General features: G+C 73.2%; 16 protein-coding genes. 8 read left to right on the plus strand and 8 right to left on the minus strand.

Annotated features, from left to right (window positions below; all coding sequences use genetic code 11):
* Positions 1-37: 37 nt before the first annotated feature.
* From MMF93_RS06325 to MMF93_RS06360, 8 genes are all read right to left on the minus strand, one after another.
* The gene (locus MMF93_RS06325) at positions 38-1,264 is read right to left on the minus strand and encodes a CehA/McbA family metallohydrolase (RefSeq protein WP_242750089.1); all 1,227 of its coding nucleotides are present in this window, start codon (positions 1,262-1,264) and stop codon (positions 38-40) included.
* Positions 1,261-2,361, minus strand: coding sequence for an ABC transporter ATP-binding protein (locus MMF93_RS06330; RefSeq protein ID WP_242750090.1), 1,101 nt, complete (start codon positions 2,359-2,361; stop codon positions 1,261-1,263). The genes MMF93_RS06325 and MMF93_RS06330 overlap by 4 nt, the downstream gene beginning before the upstream one ends.
* Entirely contained in the window at positions 2,361-3,221 is an 861-nt protein-coding gene (locus MMF93_RS06335; protein ID WP_242750091.1) for a carbohydrate ABC transporter permease, read from the minus strand. Before MMF93_RS06335 ends, MMF93_RS06330 begins: the two co-directional genes overlap by 1 nt.
* Positions 3,218-4,285, minus strand: a complete 1,068-nt coding sequence (locus tag MMF93_RS06340; protein ID WP_242750093.1) for a carbohydrate ABC transporter permease — start codon at positions 4,283-4,285, stop codon at positions 3,218-3,220. The genes MMF93_RS06335 and MMF93_RS06340 overlap by 4 nt, the downstream gene beginning before the upstream one ends.
* Positions 4,260-5,657, minus strand: coding sequence for an extracellular solute-binding protein (locus MMF93_RS06345; RefSeq protein ID WP_242750094.1), 1,398 nt, complete (start codon positions 5,655-5,657; stop codon positions 4,260-4,262). The genes MMF93_RS06340 and MMF93_RS06345 overlap by 26 nt, the downstream gene beginning before the upstream one ends.
* Positions 5,658-5,912: 255 nt before the next feature.
* Entirely contained in the window at positions 5,913-6,797 is an 885-nt protein-coding gene (locus MMF93_RS06350) for an SAM-dependent methyltransferase (RefSeq protein ID WP_423835363.1), read from the minus strand.
* 825 nt (positions 6,798-7,622) lie between these two features.
* On the minus strand, positions 7,623-7,793 hold the full coding sequence (locus tag MMF93_RS06355) for a hypothetical protein (protein ID WP_181856226.1): 171 nt from the start codon (positions 7,791-7,793) through the stop codon (positions 7,623-7,625).
* A gap of 15 nt (positions 7,794-7,808) precedes the next feature.
* Positions 7,809-8,165 carry a PRC-barrel domain-containing protein gene (locus MMF93_RS06360; RefSeq protein ID WP_242750095.1) on the minus strand — a complete coding sequence of 119 codons (357 nt, stop codon included), beginning with the start codon at positions 8,163-8,165 and terminating at the stop codon, positions 7,809-7,811.
* Between the two features lie 137 nt (positions 8,166-8,302).
* Here MMF93_RS06360 and MMF93_RS06365 point away from each other — a divergent pair, with 137 nt between their 5' ends.
* The 8 genes from MMF93_RS06365 (at position 8,303) to MMF93_RS06400 (ending at position 16,578) form a co-directional block, all read left to right on the plus strand.
* Positions 8,303-9,646, plus strand: coding sequence for an ABC transporter substrate-binding protein (locus tag MMF93_RS06365; protein ID WP_242750096.1), 1,344 nt, complete (start codon positions 8,303-8,305; stop codon positions 9,644-9,646).
* The gene (locus MMF93_RS06370) at positions 9,643-10,584 is read left to right on the plus strand and encodes a carbohydrate ABC transporter permease (RefSeq protein ID WP_242750097.1); all 942 of its coding nucleotides are present in this window, start codon (positions 9,643-9,645) and stop codon (positions 10,582-10,584) included. The genes MMF93_RS06365 and MMF93_RS06370 overlap by 4 nt, the downstream gene beginning before the upstream one ends.
* Positions 10,581-11,438 carry a carbohydrate ABC transporter permease gene (locus tag MMF93_RS06375; RefSeq protein WP_242750098.1) on the plus strand — a complete coding sequence of 286 codons (858 nt, stop codon included), beginning with the start codon at positions 10,581-10,583 and terminating at the stop codon, positions 11,436-11,438. The genes MMF93_RS06370 and MMF93_RS06375 overlap by 4 nt, the downstream gene beginning before the upstream one ends.
* Before the next feature lie 224 nt (positions 11,439-11,662).
* Positions 11,663-12,037 carry a hypothetical protein gene (locus MMF93_RS06380; protein WP_242750099.1) on the plus strand — a complete coding sequence of 125 codons (375 nt, stop codon included), beginning with the start codon at positions 11,663-11,665 and terminating at the stop codon, positions 12,035-12,037.
* A 224-nt stretch (positions 12,038-12,261) separates the two neighbouring features.
* A complete protein-coding gene (locus tag MMF93_RS06385; RefSeq protein ID WP_242750100.1) occupies positions 12,262-12,879 on the plus strand; it encodes a carbonic anhydrase in 618 nt (205 codons plus the stop codon).
* A gap of 11 nt (positions 12,880-12,890) precedes the next feature.
* Positions 12,891-14,429 carry a SulP family inorganic anion transporter gene (locus MMF93_RS06390; RefSeq protein ID WP_242750101.1) on the plus strand — a complete coding sequence of 513 codons (1,539 nt, stop codon included), beginning with the start codon at positions 12,891-12,893 and terminating at the stop codon, positions 14,427-14,429.
* A complete protein-coding gene (locus MMF93_RS06395; RefSeq protein WP_242750102.1) occupies positions 14,426-15,208 on the plus strand; it encodes an SDR family NAD(P)-dependent oxidoreductase in 783 nt (260 codons plus the stop codon). The genes MMF93_RS06390 and MMF93_RS06395 overlap by 4 nt, the downstream gene beginning before the upstream one ends.
* A 104-nt stretch (positions 15,209-15,312) precedes the next feature.
* Positions 15,313-16,578 carry a glycosyltransferase gene (locus MMF93_RS06400; RefSeq protein WP_242750103.1) on the plus strand — a complete coding sequence of 422 codons (1,266 nt, stop codon included), beginning with the start codon at positions 15,313-15,315 and terminating at the stop codon, positions 16,576-16,578.
* Positions 16,579-16,580: the final 2 nt, after the last annotated feature.

Raw genomic sequence — 16,580 nt, forward strand, 5'->3', positions numbered from 1 at the left:
ACAGGGCTCACGTGCACAGGGCTCACATGCACAGGGCTCACGTGCACAGGGCGATCACCTCGCACGCGTGCGTCTCCAGCCGGTGGAGGCCCTCTACGGCCGCGGGCAGCCACACGGTCTCGCCCCGTACGACGAGGCGCCGCCCGTCGGGCCGCACGAGCACGGTGCGGTCGGCGTCCAGCGCCAGCAGCTGATCGCCGTACCGCAGCAGGACGGGCGCATCCGGAGCGGCGGAGACGGCGGTGCGTCCCGCGGCGAGGCCGCCGAGCACCCCGTCGGCGCCGTCGTCCTCGCACAGCACCCAGGTGGTGGGGGCGCCGAGGGGGCGGCCGTGGGCGGGGTCGTGGAAGTCGCTGCCGCCCAGCGGGATCACGTCGTCGCGCCAGGCCCGCGCCCACGCGAGCGGGGCGCCGTGCCGCCGGTCGGCCCAGGTGTGGTGCCACACCTCGGCGTGGCGGGGCCGCCGCACGAAGGTGAGTTCCCAGGCGCAGTCGTCGGCGAGTGGGTGGTTGACGGACAGCACGCCGCCGCCCGCCTCCGCCTGCGCGAGCCACGCGTGGGCGGGGGCACGGAAGTCGATCCAGCCGGTGTCGCCGAACACGTTGGCGTGGCCGAGATCCGTGGTGACCTCCTGCCCTGGCAGCAGGGTGACGCCGTGCCGGGAGCCCGCCGCGGCCAGCCAGGGGTGGTGGCTGACGGTGTTGTGGTCGGTGACGGCCAGGAAGTCCAGCCCCTCGGCGGCCGCGGACCTGGCCAGTTCGTCCAGGGTGAGGGCGCCGTCGCTGTGCACGGTGTGGGCGTGCAGGTCGCCCGCGCGCCAGGTGGCGCCGTCCAGGTCCGGCACGCTGTGCCGGGGCCTGCGCTCCCCCGCGGCGAGGGGAGGCGGCACCGCGGTCACGGGCGCTGCGGGGGCGCGCGATCCGGTCCGCGCCCGCACCTCGTACGGCAGCCCCTCGGGCGGCACCCGGTGCAGCCGCAGCAGCACCTGCCAGGTGCCGGCCGTCAGGGGGCCTGGCAGGTAGCCGGGGGTGGCCCAGGTCTCCGTGACGGTGAAGGTGTCCCGCGCGCCGCCCGACCAGCCGCGGAAGTCGCCGCCCGGGCCGAGCAGTCCGAGGTCGAGCACGCCGGCCCGGCGCGGGTAGGCCAGCGTGACGGTGAGGGCGCCGGCATCGGTGCCGACCTCGACGGGCAGTGTGCGCAGGACGTTCTCGGCGCGCGCCTCCATCGTCCAGGTGCCGCGGTGCACCTGCTCCGAGGCGCTCAAGCGGGCACCTCGGCGGGGGTGGCGCCGACGAGTTCGCCGTCGCGGTAGAGCAGCGCGCGGTCCTCGCGGGGCACGGCCCAGCCGCGCGCGCCGAGGGCCGGCTCGTGTTCTTCGGGGACGACGGCCTGCACGCTGAGCCCGCCGTCGCACTCCAGGGTGACCAGGTGGGCGCTGCCCAGGTTCTCCACGACGGAGACGGTGCCGCTCAGCGCGGCGTCGACGGCGCGCTCGGACCACCGCAGGTACTCGGGGCGGACCCCGTAGACGACCTTGCCGCCCTCCTCGACGTGCGCCCGCGCGCTGTCGGGCACCGGCAGTTCGCATCCGGCGACGCGCACCGCGCCGCCGCCCGCCACCATTTCGCCGTCGAGCAGGTTCATCGGTGTCGATCCGATGAACGAGGCGACGAACGTGCTGGCCGGGCGGCGGAACACCTCGGTGGGCGTGCCGACCTGGCGCAGTGCGCCGCTCTCCATGACGGCGACACGGTCGGCCATGGCCAGCGCCTCGGCCTGGTCGTGGGTGACGAAGACGGTGGTGACGCCCAGCTCACGCTGGAGCTTCTTCAAGAAGGTGCGCGCCTCCAGACGCATCCGGGCGTCCAGGTTGGACAGCGGCTCGTCGAAGAGGAAGACACGCGGGTGGCAGGCCATGGCGCGGGCCAGCGCGGCGCGCTGCTGCTGGCCTCCGGAGAGCTGCCCCGGCCTGCGCTCCCCCAGGTGTCCCAGGCCCAGCTCGTCGGCCGTCTCGCGGGCCTTGGCCGCGCGCTCGCCCTTCCCCACCTTCTTGATCTTGAGCGGATAGGCGATGTTCTCGTGGACCGTCATGTGCGGGAAGAGGGCGTAGTCCTGGAAGACCATGGCGATGTCCCGGTCGCCCGGCGGCAGCGCCGTCACGTCCTGCCCGGCGATGTGGACACTGCCCCCGGTGGCCTCCTCAAGGCCCGCGAGGGTGCGCAGCAGTGTCGACTTGCCGCATCCGGAGGGGCCGAGCAGCGCGAAGAACTCGCCGTCCCGCACGGTCAGGTCGAGATCGCTGAGCGCCCGCACGCCCCCGGGATAGACCTTGGCGAGCCGGTTCAGGATGATGTCTGCCATCAGGCCTTGATCCCTCCGTGAAAACGGAATCCGTAGCGGCGGCTGACGAACAGGAACATCAGCACGACCGGCAGGGAGTACAGGAGCGAGAAGGTGGAGATGAGAGCCAGGTCGGGCTGGCCGCCCTCGGTGTAGAAGGTGTACATGACGACCGCGGCGGGCGACTTGTCCGGGGACCGCAGCAGCAGGAACGGAATCAGGAAGTTGCCCCACACCTGGGCGACCGTCCACACCCCCACCGTCGCCAGGCCCGGCCGTACGACGGGCACGACCACGTCCCGCAGGACGCGCAGCGGTGAGGCGCCGAAGACCCGCGCCGACTCCTCGTAGGAGCGGGGCGTGGTGTCCATGAAGTCCTTGAGAATGAAGATCGCCGCGGGCAGCAGCCCACCGGTCAGCACGAGGATGACGCCCAGGTAGCTGTCGACCAGGTCGAGTTCGGCCGCCAGCAGGAAGATCGGCACCATCGCGGCGGTGCCGGTCACGATCGAGGAGAGCAGCAGCAGCGCGTACAGCAGTCCGTCGCGGCCGCGGATGTGGACCCGGCTGAGCGCGTAGGCGGCCAGCGCGGAGAGCGCGACGACGAGCACGGCGCTGCCGACGGCCAGGACGAGCGAGCTGGCCAGCGAGTTGACCGCGTTGGGGTTGTCCCACAGCCGCGCGAAGTTGGCGAGGGTGAAGTCGGGCAGCGAGGCGGTGATGCCGGGACGCCTGTCGAAGGGCGCGCTGGCCAGCCAGAGCATCGGCAGCGCGAAGAAGGCCAGTGTCAGGGCGACGAGCAGATAGGCGCCGACGCCGCGCAGCAGTGCGCGGACCGGGTCGCGGCCGTCCGCGGCGCGCCGTGGGGTCGCAGCACTCATGCGGTCTCCTCCTTCCCGGCCGGCGCGTCGGCGTGCGGGGCGGCGGGGGCGGTGTCCTGGCCCGTGGGTCCCGCGCTGCCGCGCGCCGCGTACCTGCGCCTCCCGCTCCGGCGCGCCTTGTTCTTCTGTCCGAGCAGGCGCAGGTAGACGACGGCGACGACGAGGTTGATCAGCAGCATCAGGAAGGAGAGGGCCGCGCCGTAACCGAGCTCACCGCTGCCGAGCGCGGTCTTGTAGATGTGCACGGGCAGGGTCTCGGTCGCTCCGTTGGGCCCGCCTGCGGTGATCAGGAAGGGGGTGAAGTCGTTGAACGTCCACAGGCTGATCAGCAGCAGGTTCGTCAGGACGTGCCCGCGGATGCGGGGGAAGACCACGTCGCGCAGCTGCTGCCACCCGCTCGCCCCGGCGAGCCGCGCGGTCTCCAGGTGGGAGGCGGGCACGTTTCCGAGAGCGGCGCTGTAGAGCATCATCGAGAAGGCGCTGCCGCGCCAGATGTTGTAGACGACGATCGACAGCATCGGATGGTCCAGCAGCCAGGCGGCGCCCGGGGTGTGGAGCAGCGTGTTGAGCGTGCCGCCGTCGCGGTCGAGGAAGGCGATCCACAAGAAGGCGACGACCGAACTGGGCAGGATCCACGCCAGCATGACGAGCGCTTCGAGGGTGGTCTTGAGCCAGCCCGTGCGCTCCCGCATCCACCAGGCGAGGGCGAAGCCGAGTCCGGCCTGGCCGATGACGGCGGAGCCGAGAACGAACAGCAGGGTCAGCCACAGAGAGTGCAGGAAGTCGTCGTCGCCGAGGGCCTTGGTGACGTTGTCCAGGCCGACGAAGGCGGGGTCGATGGCGGGGATGCCGGTGAGCCGGTAGTCGGTGGCGCCCAGGTACAGCGTCCAGACCGCGGGCAGCACGAGGAAGAGCGCGATCAGGACGAGCGCCGGGGCGACGAAGGCGGCGGCCCTGCGGCGGCCCAGCCCGGCCGCGTCCCGCTCGGGTTCGCCGCCGTGCCCGTCCGGGCTCTGTTCACCCGTTTGGGTGGCGGTCTCAGCCGATGACGTGGTCGCTGCCACCGAGCACCTCCGAAAGCTCCTCGCGGTAGGCCTGCGCGGCCTGGCCCGGGCTCTTGCCCGCGACGACCTGCGCCGTGGCTTCCTGAAGCGCCAGGGAGACCGCGGTGTAGGCGGCGAGCGGGGGCCTGTAGGTGGTGACGGGGAGCGCCGCCTCGGCGCAGAAGCGGAGCATCGGGTCCTGGTCGAGGACCACGTCGTTGACGTCGTCGCGTTCGGTGATCATCGCGCTGTCGCCGAGCCGGGCCCTGAGCGCCGCCGCGGAGTGCAGCGCGGTCAGCAGTGCGAAGGCGGCCCGGGGGTGGCGGGTGTGCGGGTTGAGGACGTGGACGGCGCCGCCGGAGAGGCTGACGTGGTCACGGCCGCCGAGGCCTTCGCCGGGCGCGCGGGCCGGGAACAGGGCGTATCCGACATCGTTGTCCCGGCGTTCCATGGCGGCGGTTCCCGTCTCGGGAGCGATCACGTCCCGCCAGAAGTAGTCTCCCTCGGCGAGGATGCCGAGCTTGCCCTCGGCGAACCGCTCGAAGGACTTGTCGCGCCCCTTGGCCTCCTGCTGGAGCCGCGGATCGCCCAGACCGCTTCCGTACACGTCACGGTAGAAGCCCAGCACCGCGCGGAGTTGGGGGGTGTCGCCGTACCACCTGTCCCCCTTGGACACCCAGCCGCCCGCGCCCGCCAGCAGCGGCAGCACCCCCTGCATGGTGGTGGCCTCGCCCATGGCGGTACCCGCGTTGATCTGCAGCGGGGTGACGCCCTCCAGCCGCTTCAGCTCGCGGGCCGCGTCGAGGACGTCCCGCCAGCTCGCGGGGCGCCAGTCGGTGGGCAGCCCGGCCTTGCGGAACAGGGGCTTGTGGAAGTAGAGGACCCGGGCGTCCGTGCCCGCGGGTATGCCGTACAGCCGGTCCTCGAAGCGGGCCAGCGAGCGCACCTTCGGGCTGATCTGCCGCCAGCCCTCCCAGTCGGCCATGCCGTCGCCGGCCACCTCACGCAGCGGTGCGATGTACCGTGCCTGCGCGAACTCCCCGACCCAGATGCCGTCGAGCCCCATGATGTCGGGGCCCGCCTGGGCCTTGAGATCGAGGGCGAGCTTGGTCTTGTACTGCTCGTCGTCGACGCCGCTGGGCAGGAACTCGACGCGGACGTCCGCGCCCTTGGCCTTCTGCCGCGCCACGAAACGGGGGATGACCCACTTCTCGATCCAGTCCGCCTCGTCGGCGTTCTTGCCGCCCGAGACGGCGTTGGTGGCGACGGTCAGCGCCACGTCCCCACCCGCGTCCCCGCGTGGATCGAGCGCGCTCCCGCAGCCTGCGAGCGCCGCGGATCCCGCTCCAAGGACCGCGGCTCGCAGCGCGGTTCGCCGCGCGATGGCTCCCATCCGGACCCCTCCTTGCGACAGAGATCGTGCCGGAAGGTTGAAGGCTGGCACGAGGCCCGCATGACGTAAAGAGCTGTTGTCCTTACATCTTCGTCACGACGCCTCGTGCCGGCGAGGCGTTCACGGCGGTGCTGTGTGCCGGTGGGGCGTTGGCAGGGGCGCCTGGTGTCGGCGGGCTCTCGCGCGGCGGGCGCTCCCTCCACACGCCGACGCCGCCCACGCCGCCCACGCGCCGTCCGCCGGTGCGGGGCCGGTCTACGCGGGCTTGATGCCGACGCCCGCCCACAGGCTCACCTGACCGTCGGTCACCGCGTCGAGTCGGGTGACCCCCGCGGTATCGCCGGTACCGGCCTGGGCGGGCACCGCGGGGTTCTCCGGGCGCCACTTGTGCGCGAGGTGGACACCGGGTTCGAGCAGGTCGAGGCCGGTGAAGAACTTCTCGACGTCCGCACGGTTACGGGCCTGGGTCGGGACGCCCTTGGCGTTGTAGATGTCCACCAGCCGGCCGACGCCCGCGGGGTCGATGTCGGCGGTGACATGGGTCAGACACAGCGCCGAGCCGGGCGACAGCGCGGCGAGGAGCCGCGCGACGATGCCGTACGGGTCGCGGTCGTCGGGCACGAAGTGCAGCACGGCGTTGACGGAGAGCACGACCGGCTCTGCGAGGTCGAGCGTCCGGGTCAGCGCACCGTCGCCGAGGATCGACTCGGGCGCGGTGATGTCCCCTTCGACGTACTCCGTACGGCCCTCCGGAGTGCTGTCGAGGAGCGCACGGGCGTGGGTGAGGACGATGGGGTCGTTGTCGGCGTAGACGACACGGGCCTCGGGGCAGGCGGCCTGGGCCACTTCGTGCAGGTTGGGGCTGGTGGGAATGCCGGTGCCGATGTCGAGGAACTGGCGGAAGCCCTGCCGGGCGAGGGCCCGGGTGGCGCGGTGCATGAAGTCGCGGTTGGCGCGGGCGGCGCTGCGGGCCGCGGGCCAGGCCTTCAGCGCCTCCTCCGCACCCGCCCTGTCCTTTTCGTAGTTGGTCTTGCCGCCCAGGTAGTAGTCGTACATGCGGGCGGAGTGCGGCACTCCCAGGCCGAGGTCGCGTCCGCTGCGCTCCGTGCGGTGACTGTCGTTCACAAGTGCTCCGATCACGTCGAGTTCCGTTGGGGTACACCCTGTCGTGCCGGCGCCGCTGCCGCCAGATGTCTTGCTGCCGTGGGGAGTTCGCCCGCTCGCACTGTTTTCGGGGTGGGCGGCCACGAGACGCTGGTCGCCGCCTTCATCTCGAACGGAACTCCGCTCGCCGGCCCCGAGTGCTGCCGTCACGGCAGGGCTGAGCGCCCACACTCGCGAGCGTGGGTGCGCACCGTTCTCCTACGCCAACGCCGGCGCCTACGCGGCGGTCGCCCGCATCTTCGCCCGCCTCGGGCTCCGCCTGGCCTGTCCCACCCTGCTGATCGCCAACCCGCCGGCCCCAGGTCAGCAGGGCCGGGGAACCGCGACGGGACCAGCCCGAGGTTGTGCACGGGGGGGGCCACACCGGCGGCCGGTCTCGGCACGAGGGAGCCGACCCTCGCCGGCGTCTCAGCGAGAGCCGGTGGCACGTTCCGCCATTCGGCTGCGGGTGACCCTCTCGGACCATGCCGGCCGCCAGGTCGTTGCCCGGCGCCAGAAGGATCCGCTCGACAGCGGGTCGCGGATCACGGACGGGTCGTCCACACGGACGCCCCCCAGCGGGTTCCACGGTTGCGGGCGCCCCTCGCGGCGCGCGCCCTCGGCAGCGGGCCGCACGGAGCGGAAGCGCTCAAGGCTCCCCCGGGGCGAGCGGGGCGGAGCCTGCCCCCTTCGACGCGGGGCGCCGCCCAGGAGCGCGGTCGCGCTCAGGGGCGCCCGGCGGGGCGCGGCCCGCTCGGCATGAGGACGGCGCGGCCCGCTCGGCATGAGGACCCGGCGGGGGCCTCGCAGGGCCCCGCCGGGTCACCGCACGCGACGTCTGCCGGTACGGGTGGTGATGCGGTAGGCCGCCCACAGAAAGGCGATCAGGGCGACGACGATACCGATGATCAGCAGATAGAAGAGGCCCTTGAGGACCGCGCCGAGGATGCCCAGCGCGATCGCGACGAGGACCAGGAACAGGAACAGCGCCATCTCACCCTCCCCTGCTCAGCGGCGCGCCAGGCGGCGTTCGCCGCCCGCGCCGGGGACGTACTCCAGTTCGTAGTGCGCGAAGACGGACGGCTCGTCCTCGGCGGCGAGCACGTCGTCGGTTCCGAGGGACGGGGCGTCCTTCACCTGGCTCTTGGGGTACTTCACCTTGAGGCACCCGGGGTGGACGGTGGCTCCGGCCAGCGGAACGAAGACCAGGCGGTGGCGGGTGGGCATGCCCACGGTCACGGTGGCGAAGGAGGGCTGGTCGGTGGCGGTGTCCACGTACACCGACTCCAGCGAGCCGATCCGGCTGCCGCTCTCGTCGACCACGTCGTGCCCGCGCCACTCCCGGATGTCGTCCGGTTCGAACATTTTTCCTCCACATTCGGGGGGCCTGTCTCCATAGTGGCACCGGTTCCCGCACGGCACCCGGCGGTCTGGCCGGTGCGGGGCACCGCTGGTACGGTCCTGACCCGCTCGCAGCCGCGGACGCTTGGACGGGGGCGCGTATGGACGGGCACGGCATCGCCACGCGGACACGTGCGCCCGTGTTCCTCGCGCTGCTCGCCGTGCTGGTCACGGCCTGTGGCGCGCTGACCCCGGGGACGGCGGCCGACCCGGACCGGCCCAGGACGGTGCCGTCCGGCACGGCCGTCCCGCAGGAGGACATCACCCTCTCCCTCGCCTTCGCGGACGCTCCCGCGCTGGTGGACGCGCTGGCGGCGGCGTTCCACAAGAGGCATCCGCACGTCACCATCGAGCCGCGGTACACGCAGTTCGCCGACTACGTGAAGAGCGTCAAGCTCACCATGGCCTCGGACACGGCGCCTGACCTCGCGCAGTTCGCCGTCGGCATGGACGACATCGCCGCGCGCGGCGACATCCTGGATCTGGGCCCGTACCGGGACGCCTACGGCTGGCGGAAGAAGTTCCCGGCGGCCGCTTTGGACCAGCTCACCGGATCCGGTGAGCGCGCCGCCGAGGGGGATCACCTGTACGGGGTACCCGCCGGGCTGTCCATGACGGGGATCTACTACAACAAGGAGCTGGCGCGGGAGGCGGGGATCACCCGCCCGCCGCGCACCCTGGCCGAGTTCGACCGGCAGCTCGCCGCCGTCAAGAGGGCCGGGATGACTCCGCTGAGTGTCGGCGCGCTCGACTCGGGCGGGCTGCACCTGTGGGCGGCACTGCTCAACAACGCGATGGAGCCTGAGAAGTACCGCGCCTGGGTCAAGGGGGCCGAGGGCGCCACCATCGAGACCGAGGAGGCGCTGGCGGCCACCGCCAAGCTGGTGGAGTGGAGCCGTAAGGGCTATGTCGACGAGGCCGCGGGCGGGACCACGCAGAACGACTCGACCGGCGCCTTCGTACGCGGCCGCGGGGTCTTCCTGGTCAACGGCAACTGGGCGGCGGGGCAGCTGTCGGAGGCCATGGGGAAGAAGGCGGGCTTCTTCCTGATGCCCGCCGCGCGCGAGGGTGCGCGTGCCGTCTCCTCGGGTTTCAGCGTCTCCTACGCGATCTCCTCCCGTACCGGGCATCCGCGCGCCGCCGGCGCCTTCCTGGACTTCCTCGCGTCGAAGGAGGCACAGCAGATCGTCGCCGCGAACGGCTTCCTGCCGGCCGACGAGGAGGCCGTGCCCACGCCGCAGGGCGTGCTGGGTGACGTGGCGCGGGCCCACCGGCGGGTCACCGACGACGACGGTATGAACCACTTCCCCGACTTCACCGCGCCGGGCATGCTCGACCCGCTGCGGGCCGGTGTGCAGAAGCTCCTCGCGGGCCGTACGACGCCGAAGGCCTACCTGGCCTCGCTCCAGGACGTGTGGGACGAGCAGTACGGGAGCGGGCGGTGACGGCGGCCGCGGGCCCGCGGGCGCGGCGCGGGCGAGGCGGGCGCCGTGCGGGCCGCGCCTGGCGCGGCTACCTCTACGTGCTGCCCGCTGCCGCCGTCTACCTGGCGTTCGCGGTGCTGCCCGCGCTGCACACCGCCTACCTGTCCCTGTTCGAGTGGGACGGGGTGACGCTGGGCGAGTGGGCGGGGCTGCGCAACTACCGGGAGGTGTTCAGCGATCCGGCGCTGCGCGGCGCGGTGTTCAACGCGTTGGTCCTCGTCGTCTTCTTCGCTCTCCTGCCGATCCTGGCGGGCCTGGTGATGACGGGGCTGCTCTCCCTCCCCCGGGCCTCGCTCGGGGGTGCGGGATCCCGGCGCCGGGGCCTGGGCGTCTACCGGCTGCTGTTCATGCTGCCGCAGGTGGTGCCGCTGGTCGCGGTGGGGGTGACCTGGCGGTGGCTGTACGGCGAGGACGGGCTGATCAACGAGACGCTGGGCGGGATCGGGCTCGGCGGCTGGGCGCGGCCGTGGCTGGGCGACTTCGACTGGGCGCTGGTCGCGGTGGGGCTGGTGGGCACCTGGGTGCTCAGCGGGCTGTGCATGATGCTGTTCCTGGCGGGGGTGCACAAGATCGACCCGCAGCTGTACGAGGCGGCGCGGCTGGACGGCGCGGGCCCGGTGCGGGAGTTCGTCTCGGTGACGCTTCCGCAGCTGCGCGGCGAGCTGGCGGTGGCGCTGACGGTGACCACGGTCGCGGCGCTGGCCAGCTTCGACATCGTCTACGTCACCACCGGCGGCGGCCCCGGCGAGGAGACCACCGTGCCGGGGCTGCTGGTCTACAAGCTGGCGTTCACCGACGGGAAGGTGGGGCTGGCGTCGGCGCTGGGAGTGGTGCTGAGCCTGCTGATCCTGGGGTTGGTCTACATCATCAACCGGCTGTCGCGGACGGAGCGGACGTGAGGCGTGGGGGCGCGGGCATGAACCAGGCGGCCGGCGCGTACCGGACGGAGCGCTGGTCCGGGTACGTGCTGCTGACGGCGGGGGCTGTCGCTGTCGTCGTCCCGTTCCTCAGCGTCTTCCTGGCGTCCATGCAGCCCTCGGGCGAGCCGGTCGTGGGCATGGAGTGGCCGCGGCACTGGAGCCTGGACAACTACCGGCAGGCCTGGACGGTGGCGGGCTTCTCCTCGCTGATGCGGTCCAGTGCGCTCATCGCCGTCGGCGTGGTGCCCGCCTCGCTGGTGCTGGCCGGGCTCGCCGGATACGCGCTGGGGACGATGCGGCTGCCCGGCGGCGACGGGGTGGCCGCGCTGTTCGTGGCCGGGCTGACCATCCCGGTGGAACTCATCGTCGTCCCGCTCTACTTCGACCTGCGCAGCATCGGGCTGACCGACTCCTATCTGGGGGTCATCCTGGTGGAGATCGCGCTGTTCCTGCCGTTCAGCGTGTTCTGGATGCGGACGCACTTTCGCACCACTCCCCCGGAGCTGGTGGAGGCGGCACGGATCGACGGGGCGTCCTCGTGGAAGGTGCTCTTCCGCGTGCTGCTGCCGCTGGCGCGCCCCGCCCTGACGACGCTGGGGGTGCTGGTGTTCATGTGGTCGTGGAACCAGTTCCTGCTGGTGCTGGTGCTCATCCAGGACGCGACCAAGCGCACGGCACCTGCGGGGCTCGGCTTCTTCGTGGGGCAGAACAACACGGACGTACCGATGCTGGCGGCGGGCACGATCCTGGTGATGCTGCCCATCACGATCGTGTACGTGCTCTTCCAGCGGAGTTTCGTCGCGGGCCTGTTGCAGGGCGCCTTCAAGGGCTGAACCGCACCGGTCACGGGCACAGCAGTTCGGATATCGACCAGTCGTACCGGCCCGTGCTTCGGCGACTTCCGGCCGTTGCGGCCGAAAAGAAAGGGGGGCGGGCGAAAGACTCCACTCCTCCAGGGCGAGTTCACCGGTTGTTCACCGAAAGCGCGGTGGTTCGTCACACCGCGTGGGCGACGATGGGGACCTGACGACGTGACCGGCGGACCGGGAGGGGGGCCATGCGTCGCTGCGTGACCGCCGCACGGGCGTGGATCCACGCCTTCGCGCTGCTCCTCGCCGTGCTGCTGGCAGCCCAGGGCGCGAGCGCCCTCCCGTCGGCGACGGCCGAACGCGCACCCACCGCCGCCCAGTCCTCGGCGCTCTCCGCGCCGGGCGAGGTGGAGCACGAGAACACCGGCTGCCAGGCACGCCGCGCCGCACGCACCCCCACCTCGCCACCGCCTCCCGGCGAGCGCCCGCTGTTCGCGGGCTGCCGCCTGGCCCACTCCCTGGCCGCCACGCACACCAGCGCGCTTCCCGAGACCGGGAGCGCGGGCGTTCCGTGGAGCAGATCCGTCGAGGTCCCCGTCCTGCACCAGGTGTTCCGGCACTGAGCACGGCCACGGCCCCCGTGCACGCGTGACCCCCGCCCCCGACCGGCGACATCCGGCGGTGCCCGGCGGCGTCTGGCGATGCCCGGCAAGGAACCGCACTGTCCGGCACCGCACGACATCGCACGACATCGCACGATGACGTCCGGCGACGCGACCTGGGGTCCGCTGCGGGCTGCCGTTTCCGACTCACTCACCGCAGTCCCACCGGAACACAAGGTCATCACATGCGCTCTCTACTCCCTTACACGCGTGCCTTCCCCGCACGCGTCCGTGACCGCGCCGACGAAGCCGAGCGCTACGCGCGGCTGGCACACGGCCAGTCCCCCGAAGCCCTCTTCGTCACCTGCTCCGACTCGCGGGTCCAACCCGCCGTCTTCACCGGAGCCCTGCCAGGGCAGCTGTTCGAGTTGCGCACGGCGGGCAACGTCGTACCGCCCTACGCCACCGGGCACCCCACCGCCGAGGCCGCCACGATCGAGTACGCGGTGTGTGTGCTCAAGGTGCCCGAGATCGTGGTGTGCGGCCACTCGCACTGCGGGGCGGTCGGCGCCCGGGCGCGGGGCGACGATCTGGCCGGCGTGCCCGCCGTCGACGGCTGGCTGAGCGCCCAACTGGCGCCCCGCGCGCAGCTGGCGGGCGACGGCGGGACACCCGGCGGCCCCGACGTGGCCGCCGCCGTCCAGCGCCACGTACGCGTCCAGCTCGCACGGCTGCGCGGCTACCCGTGCGTGGCCGAGCGGGAGGCGGCCGGTCAGCTCGGGGTGCGCGGCTGGTTCTACACGGTCCACACCGGCCAGGTGCTCGAACTGGACACGCGCACCGACGCGTTCCTCGCGCTCTGAGGGGTTCCGCCATGACGCACACGAACCACACGACCCGCGGCTCACGACTGGCCGCCCGGCTCAACCCCCTGCGCAGCCGCGGCAGCCTGCGCGCCGACTTCACCGCCTCACTCGTCGTCTTCCTCGTCGCCCTGCCGCTGTGCGTGGGCATCGCCGTCGCCTCCGGTGTCCCGGCCGAACTCGGGCTGGTCACCGGCATCGTGGGCGGGCTGGTCACCGGGCTGCTGCCCGGCAGCAGCCTCCAGGTCAGCGGCCCCGCCGCGGGGCTGACGGTGCTCGTCTTCGAGGCCGTACGCACCTTCGGGCTCAGCGGCCTTGGAGTGCTGGTGCTCGCCGCCGGGCTGCTGCAACTGCTGATGGGCGCGCTGCGGCTGGGCCGCTGGTTCCGCGCCATCTCCGTCTCCGTCGTCCAGGGCATGCTCGCCGGGATCGGGCTGGTGCTGATCGCAGGACAGCTCTACGCGCTCGCCGACGCCGAGGCGCCGGGCAGCGGCCCCGACAAGCTGCTGGGTCTGGGCGCGCTGCTGGTGGACACGGCGGCGGACAACGAGGCCCTGATCGCCGTCGGCCTCGGCGCGGCCACCGTGGCGGTGCTGCTGCTGTGGCCCAGGTGGCGGGCCGCCGCGCGGGTGCTGCCCGCGCCGCTGGCCGCCGTCCTGCTCGCCACGGGCGTGACCGCCGTAGGCGACCTGCCGGTGGCACGGGTGGAGGTGCGGGGCCTCTTCGACTCGATCCAGCCGCCCGGCCTCGCCGACTTCTCCTCCCTGGCCTCCGTCGGCATGCTCAGCACCGTTGTGGCCTTCACCCTGATCGCCTCCGCCGAGTCGCTGTTCAGCGCCGCGGCCGTCGACCGGCTGCACGACGGCCCGCGCACCCGCTACGACAAGGAGCTGATGGCCCAGGGCGCCGGCAACACCGTGTGCGGTGTGCTCGGGGCGCTGCCGATGACCGCGGTCATCGTCCGCAGCTCGGCGAACGTGTCGGCCGGAGCGCGGACGAAGGCCTCGCGCGTGCTGCACGGCGTCTGGCTGCTGCTGTTCGCCGCGGTCTTCCCCGCCGCGCTCGGCATGATCCCGCTCTGCTCGCTGGCCGGGGTGCTGCTGCACGCGGGCTGGAAGCTGATCCCCCTCAAAGACCTGGGGCCGATGTGGCGCGAGCACCGGGCCGAGGCCGTGGTTCTGGCCGTCACGGCGCTGGCGATCGTCCTGACCGACATGTTCAAGGGCGTGCTGCTGGGGCTGCTGATGGCGGTGGTCAAGACCGCGTGGGAGACCTCGCACGTCCACGTGGAGACCGAGGACCCGGGCGAGGGGCGGCCGCTGCGCGTCACGGTGCTGGGCAACGCCACCTTCCTGCGGCTTCCCAAGCTCCAGGACCAGTTGGAGGCGCTGCCCGCCGACCGCCGCGTGGAGCTGCGGCTGGGCAGACTGCGGCACGTCGACCACGCCTGCGCGCTGGCGCTGGCGCAGTGGGAGGAGCAGCACAACAGGGTCGCGGCCCGTACGGAGCCTGTCCCTCGGGAGGAGAGCACTTCTAGCATGATCGGATGACACGATTCGAGGGGTACGCGGCGCTGGTGACCGGCGCCGGACAGGGCATCGGAGCGGCCGTCGCACGCCGCCTCGCAGCGGAGGGCGCCCGCGTCCTGGTCACCGACCTGGACGCGGAGCGCGCCCGCGCGGTGGCGGCGGCCGTCCGCGCCGACGGCGGAATCGCCGAGGCGCAGGGCTGCGACGTGCGTGACGCGGCCGCCGTCGAGGCCGCCGTCGCCCGCGCCGCCGAGGCCTTCGGCTCGCTGGACGTGCTGGTCAACAACGCCTACTCCTGCCACCGCGACCCTGACCGCTTCGAGGAGTGGGACGAGGCGGCCTGGTACGAGGACTTCGAGGTGACCCTGCACGGCGCGGCCCGGTGCGCCCGGGCCGCGCTGCCGCTGCTGGCCGCGGCCCCGGGCCGCGGGGCGATCGTCAGCGTCGGTTCCGTGAACGCCGAGGCACACTTCGGCGACCACGCCTACAGCGCCGCCAAGGCCGGGCTCGCCTCCCTGACCCGCACCCTCGCCGTCGAGTCGGCCCCACGGGGCGTGCGGGTCAACCTCGTCGAACCCGGCACCGTCCGCACCGACGTGTGGCGGGAGCGGGCCGCGATGCTTGAGGAGGTCTCGGCCCACTATCCCCTCGGCCGCGTCGGTGAGCCGTCCGACATCGCGGCGGCCGTCGCCTTCCTGGCGTCCTCGGACGCGGCCTGGATCACCGGCGTCTCGCTGCCCGTCGACGGGGGGCTGCTGGTGTCCAACCTCGCCATGAACCGCACGATGGCCCACGGCTGAGAGCGGCGCCGGGGGCCGGGGCACCCTCCAAGGCTGCGGAACGCGGCGTGCCACCGCCGCGCGAACGGCGACCCGCCTGACCGCCCTTCGCGGATACTGGAGCCATGCGCGTTGCGGTGATGACGGCGGGCTCCCGTGGGGACATCGCGCCCTACACGGGCCTCGCGCACGGCCTGGCCGCCGCCGGGCACGAGGTCACGGTGGCCACCCACGCCTCCTTCGGCCCGCTGGTCGAGGCGGCCGGGGTGGGTCTGTGTCCGCTGCCCGTCGACCCACGCGCCGAGTTGGAGTCCGGGCGCGGCCGGGCCCTGCACGCGAGTTCCACCGGGGCGGGCAAGGCGCTGCGGCTGCTCGCCATGGCCAGGGCGCTGGTCGGTGACATGGCGCCGCCACTGGCCGCGCTCGCCCGCGAGAGCGACGCGCTGGTGTGCTCCAGTTCGCTGGCGCCGCTCGGCCACGCGCTGGGCGAGGGCCTGGGCGTGCCCAGCCTCGGTGCCTTCCTCCAACCGCTGCACGCCACGCGGGAGTTCGGCCCCCCGGTGCTCCGCGGACGCTCGTACGGCCCCTGGGGAAACCTGCTGACCGGACACCTGGGGAACCTCGCGCTGGACCGGGTCTTCGCCGAGACGGTACGGGCCACCCTGCGCGACCTGCCCGCCGCTGCGCCGGGTGCCTCCCGTGCCGTGCGCCACCGGGCGCGGGAGCGGCAGCGGTGGCCCGTGCTGCACGGGTTCAGCCCCGCGGTGGTGCCCAGGCCGCGCGACTGGCGGCCCGGCCTGGAGGTGTGCGGCTACTGGTGGCCTCACGACCCGCCCGGGGCGCGGCTGCCCGACCGGGTCGAGGCGTTCCTCGCGGCGGGCGGACCTCCCGTCTTCGTCGGCCTGGGCAGCGCCACGGTGCCCGACCCCGAGCACACCGGCGCGACGGTGGTACGGGCGCTGCGTGCCGCGGGGCTGCGCGGGGTGGTGCAGCGCGGCTGGGCCGGCCTGCGGGCCCGGGAGGCCGACGACGTGCTGGCCGTCGAGGAGGTGCCGCACTCCCTGCTGTTTCCCCGCATGGCCGCTGTGGTGCACCACTGCGGCGCGGGCACGACCGCCGCGGGGCTGCGCGCGGGGGTGCCGGCCGTGCCCGTGCCCGTCCAGTTCGACGCGGGTTTCTGGGCGTCGCGCCTGGTCGCCCTGGGCGTGGCGCCGCGCGCGGTGCCGCTGCGCGCTCTGACGGCCGACCGGCTCGCCGCCGCGCTCGTGGCCGCCGTCCGCGACCCGTCCCACGCCCGCCGCGCCCGGCAGGTGGCGGCCCGGGTGCGCGCGGAGGACGGCACGGGTGCCGTGGCCGCGGCCGTCGGCGCGCTGGCCGAACGGCGGCGGTGAAC

The sequence above is a fragment of the Streptomyces tubbatahanensis genome, from assembly GCF_022699385.1.
Lineage (GTDB): Bacteria > Actinomycetota > Actinomycetes > Streptomycetales > Streptomycetaceae > Streptomyces > Streptomyces diacarni.